This is a genomic window from Pseudomonas sp. NPDC089758 (genome assembly GCF_044748705.1).
Taxonomy (GTDB): domain Bacteria; phylum Pseudomonadota; class Gammaproteobacteria; order Pseudomonadales; family Pseudomonadaceae; genus Aquipseudomonas; species Aquipseudomonas putida_X.
Genome location: NZ_JBIVGN010000004.1, coordinates 126,188 through 149,141, shown reverse-complemented (window position 1 = coordinate 149,141; position 22,954 = coordinate 126,188). Strand labels below are relative to the sequence as shown.

Below are 22,954 nucleotides of genomic sequence, written 5' to 3'. Positions count from 1 at the left end.
ATGGAAATAATGAACAGGGGCAGGATATTAGCACAGGGTAAGCGACGGCTTTATGGCCAGATCGGGCCCTGGAAAATTCCGGTGACAATCGGGGCCATACGGCCCCGATCAACGACAACTCAGGTGATATCGGCCTTCGCTGGCTCGTCCAAGCCCATGGCATGCAAGCGGGCATAATATCCATTGGCTGCCAACAGCTCGCTATGGGTGCCGCGCTCCACCAGGCGGCCCTGGTCCATCACCAGGATCTGGTCGGCCTTCTCGATGGTCGACAGGCGGTGCGCGATCACCAGCGTGGTGCGCCCCTGCATGACATGGTCCAGCGCAGCCTGGATATGCCGCTCGGACTCCGTGTCCAGTGCCGAAGTCGCTTCGTCGAGGATCAGCAGCGGCGCGTTCTTCAACAGGGCCCGGGCAATCGCCAGGCGCTGGCGCTGGCCACCGGACAGCAGCACGCCGTTTTCACCCACGTCGGTGTCGAAGCCCTTGGGCAGCTTGTCGACGAACTCCTTGGCATAGGCATCGGCAGCCGCCGCTTCGATGTCCGCACGCGGCGCGCCGGCCAGGTCGCCGTAGGCGATGTTGTTGGCCACGGTGTCGTTGAACAGGGTCACATGTTGGGTCACCTGCGACACGTGCCGGCGCAGGTTGCGCAGGCGGTAGTCTTCGATCTCTACGCCATCGAGCAGGATCTGCCCTTGGTCATGGTGATAGAAGCGCGGAATCAGCGCCGCCAGCGTGGACTTGCCGCTACCAGAGCGCCCGACCAGCGCGATCATCTGCCCAGGCTCGGCGGTGAAGCTGATGTCGCTCAGCACTTCGCGATCAGTGCCCGGATAGGTGAAGCTCAGGTTGCGTACTTCGAGGCGACCTGCCACGCGCTCCTTCTCGATCGTACCGCGGTCGATCTCAGGCTGCTCGTCCAGTTGCTCGAAGATGCTTTCAGCACCGGCCAGGCCTTTCTGGATGGTCGAGCTGACTTCTGAAAGCTGGCGGATCGGCTTTGGCAGCAGGCCCGCGGCGGTGATGTAGGCCACCAGATCGCCCGCGGTCGAGTCGCCCCGCAGGAACAGCACCAGGAACATCAACGCGGCCATGGCGCTGTAGATCACCAGCTGCAACATGGGCGTGTACAGGGCGCCCGTCTTGGTCATGCGCAACTGTTTGTCGGTGTTGCTCTGGCTGGCACGGCTGAAGCGCTGCTGCTCGTAAGCCTCGCCGCCGAAGCTGCGCACCACACGGTAGCCCTGGATGGTTTCGGAAGCGACGTGGGTCACGTCGCCCATCGCCACCTGGATCTTCTTGCTCTGTTTACGGAATTTCTTGCTGGCGACGCTGACCATCACCGCGATCACCGGCAGGATGGCGACCATCACCAGGGTCAAGTGCCAGTTCATCCAAAGCAGGTAGGCAAACAGGAAGACCACCGTCAGGCCTTCACGGATCACGACCTTGATTGCATCGGTGGCGGCCCCCGTCACCATGGTCACGTTGAAGGTGATGCGTGAGATCAGGTGCCCGGAGTTGTGGTTGTCGAAATAGCGGTTGGGCAGTACCAGCAGCTTGTTGAACAACTCCACGCGCAGGTCATGCACCAGGGAGAGGGAAACCTTGGCCAGGAAATAGTTGCCGAGGAACGAACCCAGGCCCTGCCATGCCGCGATCAGGATGATCAGCAGCGGTACCGCCTGCAGCAATTGCAGGTCGCGCAAGTAGGGGACGTTGGGGAACAACACCGCTTCGGGGTTGCTCAGGCCATCGACAAAGTACTTGAGGATCCCGCCCAGCATTGGCTGGGTAGAGGCAAAGATCACGAAACCGATGATACTCAGCAGGAAAATGCCGATATAGGGTTTCACGTAGCTCAGCAACCGGAAGTAGATCTTCAGGCTGGAGGTGTGCTCCGCCGGTAGCGGTGTTTCGGCCATCATCGAGCTCGCTGTTCAGGTTGAACCGGAAATTTTACCACAGGCGTCATTTTCGGCACGCCTGCGGTGCAACAACAGCCGGGCCGACGGCCCACACGACCTGCGCCCGGTTTTTTCATACGGCTTAAGCCCCCTGGTCGGTCGAAAAAGACCAACATGGTGCTGGAGGATTATTTTCGGCATTATTGCCGGTCATTTTGCTCGCCAGACGACAAGGCTCAACTCATGCAATGCTCTCGGCTCACCCAGGTCGACTTCGATCAGCTGACACTTGGCGCCCAGATACTGGAGGCAGACAGCCATGGCGCCAAAGTCTACCTGCTTGAGGATGGTAACTTCCTCAAGGTTTTTCGGCGCAAGCGTCTGATTTCATCTGCGCTGCTGCGCCCCTACTCCCAGCGCTTTGTGGACAACGCTGCGCGCCTTGCACAGCTGGGCATCCCTACGCTCGAGGTCATCAGCCAGCACAAGCTGGACCTGCCGGGCAGAACCGCAGTGCTGTACAGGCCGTTGCCGGGGCGCACGCTGCTGCAGATGTCGCGGGACCAAGGCTTCAGCTGGGACATCTACCTGCCCCGCCTGATCACCTTGATCCGCCAGTTGCACCGCAACGGCGTGTACTTCCGCTCGCTGCACCTGGGCAATGTGGTGGTCACGCCCGACCAGCACCTGGGCCTGATCGACGTTGCCGACATGCGCTTTCTGCGCCCACCACTGTCTGCCCGTATGGTTCGACGCAACGTGCAACACATGGTGAGTTACATCGCACGGGAGAAACTGGGCGACCGCTTCCCCCTCGCCGATTTCCAAGCGGCCCTGCTGGCACGCTGAACCTCAGCCCCAGCGCCTGGCAGGGCGTTACAAACCCCGGCCAGGTGCTGCGCCGAGCGCGGTATCAGTGCACGAAGATGGATATACCCATGCCTGCCAAGGCGCCGATCACCAGGGTCAGTGCCAGCTTGATCCGGTCGCGATTACGCCGTTTGGCCTTGCGGTGAACTTCTTCAGGCACGGTGACGTGGCTGCCAAAGCCGGTGTGCAGGACGGCGTCTCCCTCCAGGGTGACCGCTGTCAGGTTCAATTGCGCGTAACGCCGCGACAGCGCCTTCTCGCCCGCATAGCCGGCAAAGGGCGCACAGCGCTGATAATCGCTCAGCCGACGCAACCCCGGATTCAGGGAAAAGGCCTGCCACTCGGCTTTCTCGGAGTGCAGTGGATAGCAGGGCACCCCAGCGATGACCTGCCGGTCCCCCAGATGGATATAGGGGCTGTGGATCGACAGGTCATGGGCATGGCTGCGCAACCAGACTTGCAGCACCTGGGGGCTGGCCTCAAGGATCGCCCTGGAGTCTTCGACGAAGGCCTGGCGGTAGAAGCGCCAGTCGTCCTCGCAATGAAAGATGTAAGGCGTCTTGACATGGCTGTAGGCCAGGTCGATCGAGGCCAACTGCCCAAGCTTGGGGCGGTTGACGAATACCGTGCAGTGGGGCTTCCAGTGCTCGGGTACGGCACCGTGAACAGCGTCGTCACCGGAGTCCTCGGTAATGAAGACCTCGCGAATGGGCGCTGTGTTGTAGCGATCGAAGCTCTCAAGGGTTTCCTTGAGCAGATCGAACCGACCGCAGCTGGTCACGACAAGCGTGACATCACTATCATTTGAAAAGCGCACCGGACTCCCTCCGCGTTGCGACAACAGACTTTACGCAGCCACTCCCTGGTCACGAAAGCTCTTTTAGTTAAATGCCCAGCGTCAACCGCAGCCTCTGCCAGACGGACAAGGGCGGGTGCGGCCTGAGTGCCGGGCGCATATGGTCGACGATGCTACGGCCAACTTCAGCGAAACTGAAGCGGGAAACCGCCAGATGCCGACCATTTTCTGCAATTTGCCGGGCCAGGCCCGGATCGGCGCGCAGGGTACGCAGCTTCGCCTGGAGCGTCGGGATGCTGTCGTACAACACCACGTTGTGCATATCCTGCAGGCCCAAGGCGCTATTTTCTTCAGCCCCCTGGTCGAACGCCAGCAACACGCAGCCGCAGGCCATGGCCTCGAAATTCTTGATCATGTACTCGCCCATGCCCACATCGGCACTGACAAAGAAGCGGATCCGGTTGAGCGTGTTGCAATAGTCTTCGCCAGATTTGGTGCGGGTCACCACCAGGTTTTCCACCCGCCCCAATTCATCCAGCAACGCCTTGCGCCCGCTGTAGGCAACACTGTTGGTACTGCCGACGAACGCCAGTTCGATATCGCGCTCAAGCCCTTGGTCCGTGAGCAGGCGCTCGTCGTACCCCTTGGGCACGAACACAGCATCGAACCCTTCCTGACGCAAGCGCTCGCTGACCATGTAGCCGGAACTGATCACCCGTGCCCACGGCAGCTTGCGGTAATGCGCGCTGAACTTGCCGGTGTACTTGCAGGGGATGTAGTTCTGGTAGGCATCATGCTCGAGGATCACCAGGTTCGGCACGGTACGGATGAACGCGGCCTGACGTATCTCCTGCTTGAAGCGCAGGAAGAACACGATGCGGTCGTAGCGCTCGACCTGCACTTCGCGCTTGAAATAACGGCGCAGGTTGCGCTGGTCATCGCTGGTCAACCAGCGCAGGTCGCACTCACAGTTGGCCGCGACGCCGTCGTACAGGCGATCGAGGATGGCCCGCTGTTCTTTCTGCACCAGAAATAAGACTTTCATTGCTTTCCTTGGGCGCTCTGCGCCTTCGCGGTCAACCATGGGCATTGTCTACAGCTCACGGCGCCAGAACAGTTCATGCCGGCGCACGGCCTTGCGGAAGAACTCATTCTCACCGTAAGGCGATGGCCGGCGCCCGGCCAGCCAGCGCTGCAACAGCCGACGCAAGCGGCGCTTGAACGGCGCGGCAGGCTGCAGGTCATGCATCATGCCCAGGGCCATCGCCTTGTCGCGCTGCGTTGGCAGGTCCAGCACCAGGCTGCACGGTGCCCACGGCTGGCCGGCACTCAGTTGCGGTGGCAAGGCCACGCCATCGCCGCTATCGCCCATGGGCCAGCGGTCGTTGTCGTGCAGATGGTTGGCATAGCACAGCAGCGTCTGCGGCTGCCACGCCAAGCCCTCAAGCGCCTGCATGACGGCCACATGGGCGCAGATGTGATCAGGGTGCGGGTCCAGCTGCGGGTGCGGCAGAACCAGCACTTCAGGCCGGGCCATCTCCAGCAGCGCACGCACGTCAGCCAGCAGGTTGTTCCAGGTTGGCGCGCCATCGCTGTCAGCCGGCAACGACAACGGGTTGAAGCGACGGAACGGGCGGATATCGGCCATCTCGGCTTCACGGGAAACAGCCGGCACATCGGGCGCTGCCTGCATGGCCGGCAGTTGCAGGCAGAAGTAGCCTAATTGCACGCAACGTGCCTCTGGCACCCCAGCCCAGCGCGGCACGGCAATACTGTCCCAGGCGCGCAGGCGGCCCTTGAGCCGCGCCGCCTCGGCCTTGCCCATGCCCATCTGCTGGTAGTGTTCTGCTTCGATTTCGCCAGCGGTCAAGGTCACCACCCAGGCTTCGTCGGCCTGGCTGTAAAGGCCATAGGCCGCCAGCTCGGCATCATCGGCATGGGGTGCGATCACCATCAGGCGACGGCGCTGCATGTCGACGCCGGGGGTTATCCACAGGCGCGGCTGGCCCTGCACGCGACAGTGACGGCCGCGCACGCGCAGCGTACCCGCCTGCAGCGGTGCAGCCAGCCCGGTCAGGTTCAGGAAGCGAACGCCGTCGACACCACGCTCGAACGTCTGCCGGTCAGCGCGCTCATCGCCCAGCAGCTCGACACAGGGGTCGAGAAAACGCCCCAGCCACCTGCTTTTTACCCGCACCTCGACGATCAGCGTTTCATTACCCTGCAGCGCCGTATCGACCTTGAGCACGCCGTCACGCAAGGTGACAGGCGCTTCGCGGGTCTGCTCGCCGAAGTCGTAGGCGTAGTCTTCGTTCGGGGCATAGAAAAGATGATCGGCGAACCAGGCTTCGTGGCCCGCCCAGAGCAGTGGCAGCAGCAACAACGGCAGCCACCACCAGGTGAATGTGCCCAGGGCAACCAGCACCGCCAGGCCAGCCAGCAGCCCCAGGCGCTTGTTGCGCCGATGGCGCTTGAGCAACTGCTGTTTGCGGCTCACGCCTGGAACACCGGCACAGGGTTGCACCAACGGTCTTTGTACTCGCGGTCGGCACGGCCGAACGAGAAGCGCAGAGGCTTGTTGCGTGCGCGAGCCTCTTCCCAGGCAGCCTGGGTGTTGAGGAAGCTCAGTACGCTGCCAGGGCTGAAGGCCTTGGTCTCAGGGTCGACGCCGCCATTGACGTACTCGACACTGATCCACTGCGGCGCTTCCACCCGGTAGACCAGCTGGATGGCGATAGGCTTGTCGTCGAGCAACAGCACCGAGCCGATCAGCAACTCACGCAGACGCTCGAGCACATCGGCCATACGCTCGGCACCGGTGGCCGGGAACCCCCAGCGGCGCTGGAACAGGTCGCAGTACATGGCAGCGATCTGCTGAGCACTGAAATCGGCAATCGGGCGCACCACACCACCCGCCTCTTCCAGCAGGCGCAACTCGCGGCGCTGGTTGTAGCGGAATTTCTTCGACAGGTCTTCATGGGCGCGGGCCATCGCCAGCTGCTCTTTCTGAGCCTTCAGGCCGCTGAAGCGCCCCTGGTTCAGCTCGGACAGGTAGCGCGCGGTATGGCGCAAGGGTGCGGCGGCGTCGCCCGCGGCTGGCAGAATGATCTCGGCATTGCCCAGGTCGAACAGGCCTTTCTTGCCGGCACGCTTGAGCACGTCCTTGGACAGCGCCAAATGACGCCCCCAAGTGGCAATGCCAGCCTTCAGCTCGCCTGCCTGATGCCAACCCAGGTAACGCACGGGGATCTGCGCCAGGTCCGCCAATCGTTCGATCACCAGCGGGTGCGTGGCAACGCTACCACCGAACCGCTCCCACGCCTCGGCGTAGGCGGCGGCGTCGATTACCTGCCAGCCACGCTCACGCACAGCCTGAATATGATTGAGCATCACTTGCGCACCGCCAGCGCACTGACTTGCGGCAGCTGCCAGAAGGTTTCACGCACGGCCTGATCGGAGAAACGCTCGTGCAGGCGCTGCAGCATGTGCGAGGCGCATGCTTCGCGCTGCTGCTCATCCAGCAACGCCATGTGCTTCAAGCCCTGGGCCAGCTGCGAGGCATCGCCGAGGGGGAACAACACACCCACGCCTTCGACCACTTCACGAGCCCCACCGCAGGCCGTTGCCAGCACCGGTACGCCGGCCACCATGGCTTCGAGCAGGACCATCCCGAACGGCTCATGATCGGAACTGAGTGCGAACACGTCGAACGCCTGGAAGTAGCGGCGCGCATCCGCGACCTGGCCGAGGAAGTCGACCTGCCCGGCAATGCCCAGCTCGCCAGCCAACGCCTTGAGCTTGCCTTCCAGCCGCCCCGTGCCGAGGATCGTCAGACGAGCGCCGGCCGGCAGCTCTGGCAGGGCTTGGGCAAAACCGCGCAGCAAGGTCGCCTGGTCCTTGTCCGGGTGCAGGCGCCCGACATTGCCGACGACCCACGCCTGCGCATCCAGGCCAAGGGCCTGACGCGCTTGCGCGCGCGGCACCAGCGAAGCCTGCAGGGCCTCGATGTCGATACGGTTGTACAGCGTCTGGATCCGCTCGGCCGGCCACCCAGGCAGGCAGCGGCGCATGTCGTCGCGCACCGCGTCCGACACGCCAAGCAGGCTCAGCCGCTTGCTGAACAGGTTGGCGAACAGGCGCCGCCCCTTGCGTTCATAGTCGCCGAACGCATGGTGCACCCCGATCACCGGCAGGCCGGTCGCCAACAAAGCCACGTAGATCGGCTTGAAGCGGTGGGCGATGCAGAAGCTGAAATTGCGCTCGGCCGCGATACGGCGCAGGGCGCGTATGGCGCCGAGCTTCAGGCCGCGAACGGCCTTGGAGCTGAATTGCAGGAACAGCACTTCGTCCGACGCGCAGCCAGCCGCAACCTGCGGGTCGGCGGCGCCGGTGAGAAAGACCGTGGTGACCTTGTAGCCACTGCCTTGGAACAGGCTGGCGTACTGACGGGCACAGTCCAGGAACGGCCCGTCATAACCATGGCAGAACTGCAGGATGCGCGGCTCAGAGCGGCTGGTCATACGCGGCGGCGCCGTCCTTCACAACGAGAATGTCTTCCATGATCAGGTACTGCAGGTCCGAGCCGAAGAACATGTTCAGCGCATCGGTCGGCGAGCAGATCATCGGCTCGCCGCGGCGGTTGAGCGACGTGTTCAGCGACACGCCATTGCCGGTCAGGTCTTCCAGCGCCTTCATCATGTCGTAGTAACGCGGGTTGTACTCACGCTTGAGCACCTGGGCGCGGGAAGTGCCGTCCTCGTGCACCACTTCCGGCACGCGGGTCTTCCACTCTTCAGCCACTTCGAAGGTGAAGGTCATGAACGGCGCCGGGTGATCGATCTTGATCATTTGCGGGGCGACGGTGTCGAGCATCGACGGGCAGAAAGGCCTCCAGCGTTCGCGGAACTTGATCTGGTGGTTGATACGGTCAGCCACCCCTTCGACGCTCGGGCAGCCGATGATCGAACGGCCACCCAACGCGCGCGGGCCGAATTCCATGCGGCCCTGGAACCAGGCCACCGGGTTGCCGTCGACCATGATCCTGGCGATCTGCTGAGGCATGTCGTCGAGCTTGCGCCATTTCGGCTGGTTCGGGTGACGGGCACAGGCGGCGATCACGTCTTCGTTGGAGTACGAAGGGCCGAGGTAGACGTGCTCCATCTTCTCGACCGGTACGCCACGGGCGTGGGACACATAGGCGGCAGCACCGACCGCAGTACCGGCGTCACCGGAAGCCGGCTGGACGAACAGCTCTTTGACGTCCGGGCGGGCGATGATCTTCTGGTTGAGCTTGACGTTCAGCGCGCAGCCGCCGGCAAAGGCCAGCTTGCCGGTTTCACGCAGGGTGTCGCCCAGGTAGTGGTCGATCATCTGCAGGGCCAGCTTCTCGAACAACGCCTGCATGCTCGCTGCGTAATGGATATAGGGCTCGTCGGCAATGTCGCCTTCGCGCTTGGGGCCCAGCCATTCGATCAGTTTCGGCGAGAAGTAGAAGCCCTTGCCCTTCTCTTTATAGCGGCGCAGGCCGATGACGTTGGCGTACTCGGTGTTGATCACCAGTTCGCCGTTCTCGAAGCTGGCCAGGCGGGAGAAGTCGTATTTGCTCGCATCGCCATAGGGCGCCATGCCCATGACCTTGAACTCGCCATCGAGCATTTCGAAGCCGAGGAACTCGGTGATCGCACCGTACAGGCCGCCCAGCGAATCCGGGTCGAAGAACTCTTTGATCTTGTGGATCTTGCCGTTTTCGCCATAGCCGAAGAACGTGGTGGCGTACTCACCCTTGCCGTCGATACCGAGGATCGCAGTCTTTTCCTTGAAGCCCGAGCAGTGATAGGCACTGGAGGCATGCGCCAGGTGGTGCTCGACCGGCTCGATCTTGACTTTTTTCGGGTCGAAGCCCAGTTGCTCCAGGCACCAGACGATCTTCTTGCGGTAGCGCTTGTAGCGACGGTTGCCCATCAGAATCGCGTCCAGGGCCCGGTCCGGTGCGTACCAGTAGCGCTTGGCATAGTGCCAGCGAGCCTTGCCGAACAGGCTGATCGGGGCGAACGGGATAGCGACCACGTCGACATCGGACGGCTTGATGCCAGCCTGTTCCAGGCAGAACTTCGCCGACTCGTAAGGCATGCGGTTCTTCGCATGCTTGTCACGCACGAAGCGCTCTTCTTCGGCGGCGGCAATCAGTTTGCCGTCGATGTACAGGGCCGCGGAAGGGTCATGGCTAAGGGCGCCGGACAGGCCAAGAATCGTCAATGCCAAGGGATCAGCCTCTTCATTCGGTAGAGATGCGCCAGCGGCCTCAGGGGCGGGTGACGGCTAAAAGGCGGGATTATAACGCAAACACTTGCAACTGGCCCTATCGCCGGCAAGGCGGCTCCGACAGGCGCGGCGCGGCGTTAAGCGCGTGCCGCGCCGGCGACAGGGGCAGACTGGGCAACCGCTCTATTCAGCGATCAACCAGTCCATGCGGTAGCTGCCGGCAGTCTGCGCCAGCTCTCTGGCCAGCCAGGGCAGCAGCGCCTTGAGTTCGTCTTCCAGCCCCCATGGCGGGTTGGCAATGGCCAGGCCCGAACCATTGAGGCCTTGTGGGCTGTCCTGGTGGTGAACATACAGCTCGACCCGCAGCAGCTTGGGCGCGCCAGTGCTGGTCAGGTCCTGATAGAACCGTGTGAGCGAGCGCTGGTCCTTGATCGGGTACCAGATGGCCGCGACGGTCTGGCGCATGCGGCCGATCGCCTCTTTCAGCGACGTGGTGCAGCGCTTGAGCTCATCGGCTTGCTCGAACGGCGGATCGATCAGCATGATCGCGCGTTTTTCCGCCACTGGCAGCAATGCCCGCGGCACGTGCCAGCCCTCGCCCAGGTGCACCACCACGCGCGGGTCTTTCTTCATGTTTTCTTTGAGCAGCGGCCCGTCTTCAGGGTGCTTTTCGTTGAGCAGGGCACGGTCCTGCTGGCGCATCAGCCGGCGGGCAAGCTCCGGCGAACCGGGGTAGTAGCGCAGCTCGCCATCGCTGTTCAGGCGCTTGATGACGCGAAGGTAATCGGCGGCGATGGCCGGCAGATCATCGCGATTCCACAAGCGCCCGACCCCTTCCAGGTACTCACCGGTACGGGTGGCCTGGTCGCCTTGCAGGTCATAGAGACCCAGGCCGGCGTGGGTGTCGATATAGGCGAACGGCTGTTCTTTGCGCGACATCAGGGCGATGAGGCGGGTCAGCACGATGTGCTTGAGGACGTCGGCATGGTTGCCGGCGTGGAAGGCGTGACGATAGTTCATGGCAACTCCTGCGCGGGCAGCAAGTTTACCTTGCCTTGCCGGCGGAGTCAGGCCTGGCTGCCGTTCGACAGCGCCCCGACCGCCAGTTACCGGCGATCAGGGCACCTCGACCCGACAGGTGTCAGGTATTACTTTTCAGAGTGATACGCAGCATCAGCGGTTTCAAAGCGCGAAACCATGCTGTTCGTCGGGCTGCCGAGCTTGCTCACCACGACGATGGCGATGCTGGCGAACAGGAAGCCTGGGATGATTTCGTACAACCCGATGGTGTCGAACTGCTTCCACAGGATCACGGTCAGCGCACCGACCACGATACCGGCCAGCGCACCGTTACGGGTCATGCCTTTCCACAGTACCGAGATCAGCACGACCGGACCGAAGGCGGCACCGAAGCCGGCCCAGGCATAGGCCACCAGACCTAGCACGCGGTTTTCCGGGTTGGCAGCCATGGCGATGGCGATCAGCGCCACGGCCAGTACCATCAGGCGCCCCACCCAGACCAGCTCACGCTGCGAGGCGCTCTTGCGCAGGAAGGCTTTGTAGAAGTCCTCGGTCAAAGCACTGGAGCACACCAGCAACTGGCAGCTCAAGGTGCTCATGACCGCAGCCAGGATGGCCGACAGCAGCACACCGGCCACCCATGGATTGAACAGGATCTTCGCCAGCTCGATGAACACACGCTCGCGGTTCTCGGTGACCGGGCCGGCCAGGTCAGGATTGGCCGAGAAATAGGCGATACCGAAGAAGCCCACGGCGCAGGTACCGGCCAGGCACAGGATCATCCAGGTCATGGAAATGCGGCGCGCCTTGGCGATGGATTTCACCGAGTCGGCGGCCATGAAGCGCGCCAGGATGTGCGGCTGACCGAAGTAGCCCAGGCCCCAGCCCATCAGCGAAATGATGCCGATGAAGGTCGCACCCTTGAGCATGTCGAAGTTCGCCGGGTTCTGCGCTTCGATTGCCAGGATGGTCGTGTCGAATCCGCCGGTGGAGATCAGCACGATGATCGGGGTCAGGATCAGCGCGAAGATCATCAGCGTAGCCTGCACGGTGTCTGTCCAGCTAACCGCCAGGAAGCCACCGATGAAGGTGTAGGCGATGGTCGCCGCAGCGCCGGCCCACAGCGCAGTCTCGTAGGACATGCCGAAAGTGCTTTCGAACAGGCGGGCGCCAGCGACGATACCGGAGGCGCAATAGATGGTGAAGAACACCAGGATGACGATGGCGGAAATGATCCGCAGCAGGCCACTGCTGTCTTCGAAGCGGCTGGAGAAGTAGTCCGGCAGGGTCAGCGCATCGCCATTGTGCTCGGTCTGCACCCGCAGACGGCCAGCGACGAACAACCAGTTGAGGTAAGCGCCGACGGTCAGGCCGATGGCGATCCAGGCCTCGGACAGGCCTGAGAAGTAGATGGCGCCCGGCAGGCCCATCAACAGCCAGCCGCTCATGTCGGAAGCACCAGCGGAAAGCGCGGTGACCACGCTACCCAGGCTGCGACCGCCCAGAATGTAGTCGGAAAGGTTGTTGGTGGAGCGATAGGCGGCGAAGCCGATCAGTACCATTACCGCGATATAGATCACGAAAGTGATCGTTAGTGGATTGCCCATGCTTGTGCCCTGGCGTTTGTTTTTATGTCATGTACAACCGAATCGGGACGGTTGCACCCAGGCGGCGAATCCTATGCAACAACGTTAATGGGGTGCAACCACTTTTCATCGGCCAGTTGCACCTTCTCGTGCATTTTCAGGTCATGCCGCTTTTTTGCTCCTTTCTGGAGCAAAACCTGCTTTTTTCAGAACAAAATGCATCAGAAAGAGGCAGCTTTAGCGCGTAGGATTATTCATCAGACGAGTTGCACCTCTTCCGCCAAAAAATAGGGTTGCACCTGGTTGCACCTGAAATGTCCTACGGCTACTCTTGGCGTTAGCTTAGGCCACAACCGTGGCAATAACGAGGATAAGAAATGGCGACGACCACCCTTGGGGTCAAACTCGATGACCCTACCCGTGAACGACTCAAGGCAGCTGCGCAGTCTATCGACCGCACGCCGCACTGGTTGATCAAGCAAGCGATCTTCAACTACCTGGAGAAGCTGGAGGGTGGCGCCACCCTGACCGAACTCAACGGTCAGGCCAACAACCCGGCCGACGATGCCGGTGAAGTACAGCCCGACCACGCGCACCAGTGTTTCCTGGAGTTCGCTGAGAGCATCCTGCCACAGTCGGTGCTGCGCTCGGCCATTACAGCCGCCTACCGCCGCCCCGAGCAGGAAGTGGTGCCGATGTTGCTGGAACAGGCGCGCCTGAGCGCGCCACTGGCCGAGGCGACCAACAAGATGGCCGCCGGGATCGCCGAGAAGCTGCGCAACCAGAAGAGCGCTGGCGGCCGCGCCGGCATCGTCCAGGGCCTGCTGCAGGAATTCTCCCTGTCATCCCAGGAAGGCGTGGCGCTGATGTGCCTGGCCGAAGCCCTGCTGCGCATCCCCGACAAAGGCACCCGTGATGCGCTGATCCGCGACAAGATCAGCAGTGGCAACTGGCATCCGCACCTGGGCAACAGCCCGTCGCTGTTCGTCAACGCGGCCACCTGGGGCTTGCTGCTCACCGGCAAGCTGGTCTCCACCCACAACGAAGCCGGCCTCACCACCTCGCTCACCCGCATCATCGGCAAGAGCGGCGAACCGATGATCCGCAAGGGCGTCGACATGGCCATGCGCCTGATGGGCGAACAGTTCGTCACCGGCGAGACCATCGCCGAGGCGCTGGCCAACGCCAGCCGCTTCGAATCCAAAGGCTTCCGCTACTCCTACGACATGCTCGGCGAAGCCGCGCTGACCGAGCACGACGCGCAGAAATACCTGGCGTCTTACGAGCAGGCGATCCACTCGATCGGCAAGGCCTCCCACGGCCGTGGCATCTATGAAGGCCCTGGCATCTCGATCAAGCTCTCGGCACTGCACCCACGCTACAGCCGCGCTCAATACGAGCGGGTGATGGAAGAGTTGTACCCGCGCCTGCTGTCGCTGACCCTGCTGGCCAAGCAATATGACATCGGCCTGAACATCGACGCTGAAGAGGCCGACCGCCTGGAGCTGTCGCTCGACCTGCTCGAGCGCCTGTGCTTCGAGCCATCGCTGGCCGGCTGGAACGGCATCGGCTTCGTCATCCAGGCCTACCAGAAGCGCTGCCCGTATGTGATCGACTATGTCATCGACCTGGCCAAACGCAGCCGCCACCGTCTGATGATCCGCCTGGTGAAAGGCGCCTACTGGGACAGCGAAATCAAGCGCGCCCAGGTCGAGGGCCTGGAAGGCTATCCGGTCTACACCCGCAAGGTGTACACCGACGTTTCCTACGTCGCTTGCGCCCGCAAGCTGCTGTCAGTACCGGAAGCCATCTACCCGCAGTTCGCCACCCACAACGCCCATACCTTGTCGGCCATCTACCACATCGCCGGCCAGAACTATTACCCGGGGCAGTACGAGTTCCAATGCCTGCACGGCATGGGCGAACCGCTGTACGAGCAGGTTGTCGGTAAAGTCTCGGAAGGCAAGCTGAACCGCCCGTGCCGCGTTTACGCGCCGGTCGGCACCCACGAAACCCTGCTCGCCTACCTGGTGCGCCGCCTGCTGGAAAACGGCGCGAACACCTCGTTCGTCAACCGCATTGCCGACCACTCGATCTCCATCCAGGAACTGGTCGCCGACCCGGTCGCCAGCATCGAGCGCATGGCCACCCAGGAAGGCAGCATCGGCCTGCCGCACCCGCGCATCCCGTTGCCGCGTGACCTTTATGGCAGTGAGCGGGCCAACTCGGCCGGTATCGACATGGCCAACGAACACCGCCTGGCGTCGCTGTCCTGCGCCATGCTGGCCACGGCACACAATGACTGGAAAGCCACCCCATTGCTCGCCTGCGCCACCAGCGAAGGCGCTGCCACCGCGGTACTGAACCCGGCGGACCATCGCGATGTGGTCGGCCACGTGCAGGAAGCCACCGTTGCCGACGTCGACAACGCCATCCAGTGCGCGCTCAATGCGGCACCGATCTGGCAGGCCACGCCGCCCGCCGAGCGTGCAGCGATTCTGGAGCGCACCGCTGACCTGATGGAAGCCGAGATCCAGCCGCTGATGGGCCTGCTCATCCGCGAGGCCGGCAAGACCTTCGCCAACGCCATCGCCGAAGTGCGCGAGGCCGTCGACTTCCTGCGCTACTACGCCGTGCAGGCGCGCAACGATTTCAGCAACGACGCCCACCGCCCGCTGGGCCCGGTGGTGTGCATCAGCCCATGGAACTTCCCGCTGGCCATCTTCACCGGCCAGGTCGCCGCAGCCTTGGCTGCCGGTAACCCAGTGCTGGCCAAACCAGCGGAGCAGACGCCACTGATCGCGGCCCAGGCGGTGCGCCTGCTGCTCGAAGCCGGCATTCCGGAAGGCGTGCTGCAACTGCTGCCAGGGCGCGGCGAAACCGTGGGTGCCGGCCTGGTCGGCGACGAACGCGTCAAGGGCGTGATGTTCACCGGGTCCACCGAAGTGGCGCGCCTGCTGCAGCGCAACGTTGCCGGCCGCCTGGACAACCAGGGCCGCCCGATCCCGCTGATCGCCGAAACCGGTGGCCAGAACGCGATGATCGTCGACTCCTCGGCATTGACCGAGCAAGTGGTGATCGACGTGGTGTCCTCGGCCTTCGACAGTGCCGGCCAGCGCTGCTCGGCCCTGCGCGTGCTGTGCCTGCAGGAAGACTCGGCTGACCGCGTGATCGAGATGCTCAAAGGTGCCATGGCCGAAAGCCGCCTGGGCAACCCGGACCGCCTGGCGGTAGACATTGGCCCGGTGATCGATGCCGAAGCCAAGGCCGGTATCGAGAAGCACATCCAGGGCATGCGTGAAAAAGGCCGCCCGGTTTATCAGGTGGCGATCGCAGAGGCTGCTGAAACCAAGCGTGGCACCTTCGTGATGCCGACCCTGATCGAGCTGGAGAGCTTCGATGAGCTCAAGCGCGAGATCTTCGGCCCAGTACTGCACGTGGTGCGTTACAACCGCCGCAACCTCGATCAGTTGATCGAGCAGATCAACAACTCCGGCTACGGCCTGACCCTCGGCGTGCATACCCGCATCGACGAGACCATCGCCAAGGTGGTGGAGAACGCCAACGCCGGCAACATGTACGTCAACCGCAACATCGTGGGTGCGGTGGTGGGCGTGCAGCCGTTCGGTGGTGAAGGCCTGTCCGGTACCGGCCCGAAAGCGGGTGGCCCTCTGTACCTGTACCGCCTGCTGTCGACCCGCCCGACCGACGCCATCGGCCGGCACTTCCAGCAACAGGACGGCGAAGGCAAACCGGACCGCACCCTGCACGAACAGCTGATCAAACCGCTGCACAGCCTCAAAGCCTGGGCCCAGAACAACCAGCAAGCGGAGCTGGCCACGCTGTGCGACCAGTTCGCCAGCCAGTCGCAGAGCGGCATCGCCCGCCTGCTGCCAGGCCCGACCGGCGAGCGCAACACCTACACCATCCTGCCGCGAGAGCACGTGCTGTGCCTGGCAGACAACGAAGCCGACCTGCTGGCACAGTTCGCTGCAGTCCTGGCGGTGGGCAGCTCGGCAGTGTGGGTGGATGGCGAGCCAGGCAAAGCCCTGCGCGGTCGCCTGCCAAAAGAGCTGCAGGCCAAGGTCAAGCTGGTGGCGGACTGGAGCAAGGATGAGGTGGCGTTCGACGCGGTGATCCATCACGGCGACTCCGACCAACTGCGTGGCGTGTGCCAGCAAGTGGCCAAACGCGCCGGTGCGATCGTCGGCGTGCACGGCTTGTCCAGCGGCGACCATCAGATTGCCTTGGAGCGGCTGGTGATCGAGCGGGCGGTGAGTGTGAATACCGCTGCAGCGGGGGGTAATGCCAGCTTGATGACCATTGGCTGAACAGGCTGAGGTAACGAAAAGGAGAGCTTCGGCTCTCCTTTTTTTGCCTGTCTCGAAACAGAGGAATGTGGTGGGAAATTTCTCTCAGCGTATAAAGTTGAAATGCTCCACACGCACGCCAAACACGCGTCCCATTCCTCGTTTTGAACCCATATCACCCAAACTTATCAATCTCCCCCCTCACCAGCCGATTCCCTACACTCGCAGCATCCCGCCTCAGGACCGCCACCATGCCCGAGACCCTGCTCAGCCCCCGCAACCTCGCCTTCGAACTCTTTGAGGTGCTCGACGCAGAAGCCCTGACCCAGCGCCCGCGCTTCGCCGAGCACAGCCGCGAAACGTTCGACGCCGCGCTGACCACCGCCCGCACCATCGCCGAAAAGTACTTCGCCCCGCACAACCGCAAGGCCGATGAAAACGAGCCGCGCTATGTGGATGGCCGCGCCGAACTGATCCCCGAGGTGAAACCGGCGGTCGATGCCTTTCTCGAAGCAGGCTTCCTCAATGCCAACCGCGACTTCGAAGTCGGCGGCATGCAGCTGCCCAGCCTGGTCTCGCAAGCCTGCTTTGCCCACTTCCAGGCCGCCAACGCCGGCACCACGGCCTACCCGTTCCTGACCATGGGCGCGGCCAACCTGATCGAAAGCTTCGGCAACGATGAGCAGAAACGTCTGTTCCTGCAGCCGATGATCGAGGGGCGCTACTTCGGCACCATGGCGCTGACCGAACCCCACGCCGGCTCGTCGCTGGCCGATATCCGCACCCGTGCCGAAGCTGTCGGCGATGGCAGCTACCGGATCAAAGGCAACAAGATCTTCATTTCCGGCGGCGACCACGAACTGTCGGAAAACATCGTGCACATGGTCCTGGCCAAGCTGCCGGATGCACCAGCCGGGGTGAAAGGCATTTCGCTGTTCATCGTCCCGAAATTCCTGGTCAATCAGGACGGCAGCCGTGGCGAACGCAACGACGTGCTGCTGGCCGGGTTGTTCCACAAGATGGGCTGGCGCGGCACCACGTCCACCGCGCTGAACTTCGGCGATAACGGGCAGTGTGTCGGCTATCTGGTGGGCCAGCCGCACCAGGGCCTGGCCTGCATGTTCCAGATGATGAACGAGGCACGTATCGGTGTCGGCATGGGCGCGGTCATGCTCGGTTACGCCGGCTACCTGTACGCGTTGGAATACGCGCGCCAACGGCCCCAGGGTCGGTTGCCGGACAACAAGGATCCTCGAAGCGCTGCGGTTCCAATCATCAGCCACACCGACGTCAAGCGCATGCTGCTGGCGCAGAAGGCCTACGTGGAAGGTGCCTTCGACCTGGGCCTGTACGCCGCGCGGCTGTTCGACGACACCCACACCGCCAGCGACGAAAACGGCCGCGCTCAAGCCCAGCAACTGCTCGACCTGCTGACCCCGATCGTCAAGTCCTGGCCATCGACCTTCTGCCTCAAGGCCAACGAACTGGCGATTCAGATCCTCGGCGGCCACGGCTACACCCGCGAATACCCGGTGGAGCAGTACTACCGCGACAATCGCCTGAACCCGATCCACGAAGGCACCGAGGGCATCCAGTCGCTAGACCTGCTCGGACGCAAGCTGGCGCAAAACAATGGCGCCGGCCTCAAGCAACTGATTCGGTTGATCGCCAGCACCGCGGAGCGCGCCAGCCACCACCCCAATCTTGATACCTTGCGCCAACCCCTCGAGCAACTGGTCAGTCGCCTGCAAGCCGTGACCCTTGCCCTGCTGGGTGATCTTGCCCAAGGCCAGATTGCCGACGCCCTTGCCAACTCGGCGCTGTACCTCAAGGCCTTTGGCCATTGCGTGATCGGCTGGCGCTGGCTGGAGCAAGCGATCCATGCCGAACTTGGCCTGCTCAAGGGCAATGCCGCAGACCGCGACTTCTACCTGGGCAAACTGCAGGCAGCCCGTTATTTCCTGACTTGGGAAGTACCAGGCTGCCATAATGACCTGGCATTGCTCGAGGCGCGCGACAACACTTGCCTCGGCATGCAGGACGAGTGGTTCTAAGGGGGAGCCACCGTGTACACGGAGGCTTGCGCATGTTCGATTCCAGCGCCCTGCTGCGCCAGCGCTTTGCTGCGCTGCGCAGTACGGCCGAGTTGTTTTCCCTACGCCATGTAAAACAGTCGCACCAAGCGCTGTCGGTTCGCCGCAATGTCGCCGAACCGCCATGCTTCAGCCTGGACGAAGGCGCCATGCTCACCGTGCGGGTCAATGGCGTGGAGGCCTATGCGGCGACTGCCGACCTGTCCCAGGCTGGGCTGCAGCGCGCCCTGGAGCAAGCCGAGACGCTGGCCCGGCAGATCGCCCGGCACAGCCTGCTGGACCTGCGCGACCAGCCCGTGGCCAGCGCACGCCACGATCATGTCTCGCCCAACTTCGACCAGCCCGTCCCCAGCCTTGCCGATTGCCTGGGCCTGCTCGCCGCCGAATCGGCCAGCGTGCCCAAGGACAGCCGCCTGGTGGACTGGCAGGCCAGCCTGGGCTTGAGCCTGGTCGAGCAAACCTACCTCAACTCCGCCGGCGCCGAACTGCGCCATGCCCAACGTTTTCTGTTCCCAGGCCTTGGCGTAACGGCCAGCGATGGCCAGGACAGCCAAAGCCGCAGCCTTGGCCGTGACAACTTCGGCCAGCAGGGTGGTTTCGAAATCATCGAGCGCTGTGGCCTGGTCGGCGCGGCCAGCCGGGTAGCCGACGAGGCACTGCAATTGCTGCTGGCCCCGAACACCCCCAGCGGCCCGCGCGACCTGCTGTTGATGCCCGACCAGATGATGCTGCAGATCCACGAATCCATTGGCCACCCACTGGAGATGGACCGCATCCTCGGCGACGAACGCAACTACGCCGGCACCAGCTTCGTCAACGCCAGCGACTTCGGCCACCTGCAGTACGGTTCCAGCCTGCTCAACGTGACCTTCGACCCAACCATCGGCGAAGAGCTGGCCAGTTACAGCTTCGATGACGACGGCAGTGCCGCCAGCAAGCAGTTCCTGATCCGCGACGGCCTGCTGCTGCGCCCGCTGGGCGGGGCGCTGTCGCAGTTCCGCTCCGGCCTGGACGGCGTGGCCAACAGCCGCGCCTGCGGCTGGAACCGGGCCCCCATCGACCGCATGGCCAACCTCAACATCGAGCCGGGCGACCAGTCTCTCGAGCAACTGATCGGAGGCATCGAGCACGGCATCCTGATGCGTACCAACCGTTCCTGGTCCATCGACGATGCGCGCAACAAATTCCAGTTCGGCTGCGAATGGGGCCAACTGATCGAGAACGGCCAGCTCAAGGGCATCGTCAAGAACCCGAGTTACCGCGGCATCTCTGCGCAGTTCTGGCGCAACCTGTCGGCAGTCGGCGACCGCAGCACCTTCCAGGTGCTGGGCACGCCCAACTGCGGCAAGGGCGAGCCCAACCAGGTGGTGCGCGTAGGGCACGCCTCGCCGGCCTGCGTGTTCCGCCAGATCGACGTATTCGGAGGAGACGCGTGATGAAACAGGCTTTCGAAACCCTGGTCGGGGACGTGCGCGCCGCCCTGCACGCGGGCGAGCAGTTCACCCTGAGCTACAGCGCCGAGCAGTCGCAATTCGTGCGTTTCAACCACGCCAAGGTCCGCCAGGCCGGCGAAGTGAGCCAGGCCAGCGCGCAACTGCGGCTGATCCGCGATGGCCGCCAGGCCGAACAGCACGTGACCTTGAGCGGCGATGCGCAGCTGGATCGCCAACGCCTGGCGGATGCGCTGCAGCAGCTGCGCCAGACACTGCCACTGCTCGCCGTCGACCCTTACCTGCGCCTGGACGAGAGCGCCTGGCACAGCCACAGCCAACAAGCGCAGGCGCTGCCAGACCTGAGCGAAGTGCTGGCGCTGCTGGAGCATGAAGCCGGTGACCTCGACCTGGTCGGTATATACGCCGCGGGCCCGATCTGCCGAGGCTTCGCCAGCTCGTTCGGCGCCTTCGGCTGGCACCAGGCCAACAGCTTCAACTTCGATTGGAGCCTGTTCCACCCAAACGGCGAGGCGGTGAAGGCCAACTATGCCGGCCAGCGGTGGAGCGCCGACGACTTCAGCGCACGCCTGCGCCAGGCGCGGGAGCAGTTGGGCTTTCTCGGGCGCCCGGCGGTCACCCTCAAGCCGGGCAACTACCGCGCTTTCCTGGCGCCGGCAGCGATGGACGAGATCGCCGGCATGCTGTGTTGGGGCGGTTTTTCCGCGCAGGCCCTGGCGACTGGCAACAGTGCCTTGCAGCGCCTGTACAACGGCGATGTGCGGCTTAGCCCGCTGGTGAGCTTCTCCGAGCAAGTCAGCGGTTCGTTGAGCCCGGCGTTTTCCGATGAAGGCTCACCGCGCCTGGATGTGCCGCTGATTCAGCAAGGACAGGCGCAGCAACGGCTGATCAGTGCCCGCAGCGCTGCTGAGTTCGAGTTGCTGGCCAATGGCGCAGACAGCTACGAATCGCCCTGCGCCCTCAGCCTGGCAGCGGGAAATCTTGCCAACGCAGACATCCTGGCGCGGTTGGGTACTGGCCTGTACATCAGCAACCTGTGGTACCTGAACTACTCGGACCTGCCGGCAGCGCGCATGACCGGGCTCACCCGCTTCGCGACCTTCTGGGTGGAAAACGGTCAGATCCAGGGGCCGGTAAGCACCATGCGTTTCGATGACAGCCTGTACAACTTGCTGGGCAGCCAGCTGGAAGACCTGACCTGTGAGCGGGAAATGATCCTGTCGACCAGCACCTATGGACAACGCAGCACTGGGTCGAGTCATTTGCCCGGGGCACTGGTCAAAGGCCTGACATTGACACTATAGGAGGGCAATACCAACCTCTTCGCAGGCCTGACCAGACTGTGAAGAGGAGTATAATGCAGAGCATGCTACGGATACCCTGTGCTAGGGAACCATGTCAATGCTACCCAGCCCTATTATCGAACCCCTACGTGCTTCGAATACTGTTGGTTTCATTCCACAAGGCCATGACTTCAACAGACTTCCGGACCGGAATGGGCTGATAATTTCTAGCGGGCAGTTTAGGTTGGCTAATACGACTCTCGTACGGCCCAAGAGCCGCTTTTAGCCTGACTGCATGCACCTCCGTCATACCCGTATAACTAATGTTGATTTTTGGAGCATCCCGTGCTGACGGAGGTAAAGTCTGTGAGATGTGAATGTGTTTAGAGTCCAACCCTCTCTCGATGGAGTTAATGACATCTCTCACAGCTGTGGCTGATACCTTATCCGTCATTGGAAGATAGCTCTTCATATACTTGGCAAAACCCTTCGGGTCGTAAGCAGCAGTATCCTGCACCATTCGATTTATTCCAATCCCATCGTCCAGCCCAGCCATCGACTGCGGCGCTAGAACCTCTGCCGCCGGGCCGTAGCTAATTATTTTATTATGCGCGGGCGTCCCCCTACTAAAGAAGTCTACAAAAGGCCCGCGCCCCACTTCCCGACCTGCCAAAAATTGAAGAGTAGGAATGCCAGCACGCCCGCTCGGGTCGATAAAGTTGACGGGATCTCCTCGACAATAGGCATAATCATTAATACCCGCCGATGTAAAGGGGCCAGACTTATCAGGAGAGCAGAAGCGCCGGAGTCTGGGACTGTAAAAACGCTCGCCATTGCCCAGCGCATACACCGTCTGCCGCGGAAGGTAAAGTTCACCATTGAAACCCAAACTAAGTTTGGCCCTTCCAGGCACACCGTCGCAGCCGTACGCGTCGTAACAAAGCGCGTGATCGCCTGTGCTGCCAGTGATCGCCCTGAGCACCGATGAAGAGACGTCAGTCGCTATCAATCGCCTACAATCAGCCTGGCCCAGGACCAGCGGTAGCCGACCAGACCGCATCAGGCGTTCAGCCCCTGCGGCATCCATCAGCATGGCCAAACATCCTTTTTCGTAGAAAAACAGCATTTCCTGCTTCCTCGCCCAGGTAAGGCCCACCTCGACCCACAGCAATCGTGAGGCGAGAAACCTGCATGCCGTCACGCCTCCCTCTACAATCACCCTGTATCGTCGAATGCTCAACTGGTAAAAGTGATAGGACCGTCAAATATCTGGCTCTGCATCAAGCGGTTGAATCCGCAGGAACTCGGCAGGTCTCTGAGGTAACGCACCGGCTTTCCCCCTCCACATGAAACTGCCCGTGCCTGTCCAGCCCA

15 protein-coding genes are annotated in these 22,954 nt (G+C 62.7%); 5 read left to right on the top strand and 10 right to left on the bottom strand.

The window, feature by feature from the left end; genetic code table 11:
• Nucleotides 1-119: 119 nt before the first annotated feature.
• Entirely contained in the window at nt 120-1,928 is a 1,809-nt protein-coding gene (gene msbA / locus ACIPZH_RS07155) for a lipid A export permease/ATP-binding protein MsbA (protein WP_400635713.1), read from the bottom strand.
• A 225-nt stretch (nt 1,929-2,153) separates the two neighbouring features.
• Between msbA and ACIPZH_RS07150 the strand changes: the two genes are divergently transcribed.
• Nucleotides 2,154-2,759 carry a toluene tolerance protein gene (locus ACIPZH_RS07150; RefSeq protein WP_400635712.1) on the top strand — a complete coding sequence of 202 codons (606 nt, stop codon included), beginning with the start codon at nt 2,154-2,156 and terminating at the stop codon, nt 2,757-2,759.
• A gap of 64 nt (nt 2,760-2,823) precedes the next feature.
• Here ACIPZH_RS07150 and ACIPZH_RS07145 read toward each other — a convergent pair whose 3' ends face one another.
• The 8 genes from ACIPZH_RS07145 to putP form a co-directional block, all read right to left on the bottom strand.
• A complete protein-coding gene (locus ACIPZH_RS07145; RefSeq protein WP_241804020.1) occupies nt 2,824-3,597 on the bottom strand; it encodes a glycosyltransferase family 2 protein in 774 nt (257 codons plus the stop codon).
• 67 nt (nt 3,598-3,664) lie between these two features.
• Complete coding sequence (locus tag ACIPZH_RS07140) at nt 3,665-4,621, bottom strand: glycosyltransferase (RefSeq protein ID WP_400635711.1); 957 nt, start codon at nt 4,619-4,621, stop codon at nt 3,665-3,667.
• A 48-nt stretch (nt 4,622-4,669) separates the two neighbouring features.
• Complete coding sequence (locus ACIPZH_RS07135) at nt 4,670-6,073, bottom strand: PIG-L deacetylase family protein (RefSeq protein WP_400635709.1); 1,404 nt, start codon at nt 6,071-6,073, stop codon at nt 4,670-4,672.
• Nucleotides 6,070-6,966: an antimicrobial resistance protein Mig-14 gene (locus ACIPZH_RS07130; RefSeq protein WP_241804023.1), complete on the bottom strand. Its 897-nt coding sequence runs from the start codon at nt 6,964-6,966 to the stop codon at nt 6,070-6,072. Before ACIPZH_RS07130 ends, ACIPZH_RS07135 begins: the two co-directional genes overlap by 4 nt.
• The gene (locus tag ACIPZH_RS07125; protein ID WP_400635707.1) at nt 6,966-8,096 is read right to left on the bottom strand and encodes a glycosyltransferase; all 1,131 of its coding nucleotides are present in this window, start codon (nt 8,094-8,096) and stop codon (nt 6,966-6,968) included. Before ACIPZH_RS07125 ends, ACIPZH_RS07130 begins: the two co-directional genes overlap by 1 nt.
• Nucleotides 8,080-9,837, bottom strand: coding sequence for a carbamoyltransferase (locus tag ACIPZH_RS07120; protein ID WP_115273446.1), 1,758 nt, complete (start codon nt 9,835-9,837; stop codon nt 8,080-8,082). The genes ACIPZH_RS07125 and ACIPZH_RS07120 overlap by 17 nt, the downstream gene beginning before the upstream one ends.
• A gap of 183 nt (nt 9,838-10,020) precedes the next feature.
• Nucleotides 10,021-10,857: a 23S rRNA (adenine(2030)-N(6))-methyltransferase RlmJ gene (locus ACIPZH_RS07115; RefSeq protein WP_400635706.1), complete on the bottom strand. Its 837-nt coding sequence runs from the start codon at nt 10,855-10,857 to the stop codon at nt 10,021-10,023.
• Between the two features lie 128 nt (nt 10,858-10,985).
• Nucleotides 10,986-12,464, bottom strand: coding sequence for a sodium/proline symporter PutP (putP, locus tag ACIPZH_RS07110; protein ID WP_400635704.1), 1,479 nt, complete (start codon nt 12,462-12,464; stop codon nt 10,986-10,988).
• Between the two features lie 356 nt (nt 12,465-12,820).
• On the opposite strand from putP, the gene putA reads away from it, so the two are divergent.
• From putA to ACIPZH_RS07090, 4 genes are all read left to right on the top strand, one after another.
• Nucleotides 12,821-16,774, top strand: a complete 3,954-nt coding sequence (putA, locus tag ACIPZH_RS07105; protein WP_400635702.1) for a trifunctional transcriptional regulator/proline dehydrogenase/L-glutamate gamma-semialdehyde dehydrogenase — start codon at nt 12,821-12,823, stop codon at nt 16,772-16,774.
• A gap of 230 nt (nt 16,775-17,004) precedes the next feature.
• Nucleotides 17,005-18,807 (top strand): acyl-CoA dehydrogenase, encoded by a 1,803-nt coding sequence (locus tag ACIPZH_RS07100; RefSeq protein WP_400635700.1) that lies wholly within the window; start codon nt 17,005-17,007, stop codon nt 18,805-18,807.
• Nucleotides 18,808-18,839: 32 nt separating this feature from the next.
• Entirely contained in the window at nt 18,840-20,282 is a 1,443-nt protein-coding gene (locus ACIPZH_RS07095) for a TldD/PmbA family protein (protein ID WP_400635698.1), read from the top strand.
• Nucleotides 20,282-21,601 (top strand): TldD/PmbA family protein, encoded by a 1,320-nt coding sequence (locus ACIPZH_RS07090; protein ID WP_400635696.1) that lies wholly within the window; start codon nt 20,282-20,284, stop codon nt 21,599-21,601. Before ACIPZH_RS07095 ends, ACIPZH_RS07090 begins: the two co-directional genes overlap by 1 nt.
• A gap of 124 nt (nt 21,602-21,725) precedes the next feature.
• Here ACIPZH_RS07090 and ACIPZH_RS07085 read toward each other — a convergent pair whose 3' ends face one another.
• A complete protein-coding gene (locus tag ACIPZH_RS07085; protein WP_400635694.1) occupies nt 21,726-22,706 on the bottom strand; it encodes an RHS repeat-associated core domain-containing protein in 981 nt (326 codons plus the stop codon).
• Between the last annotated feature and the right edge of the window lie 248 nt (nt 22,707-22,954).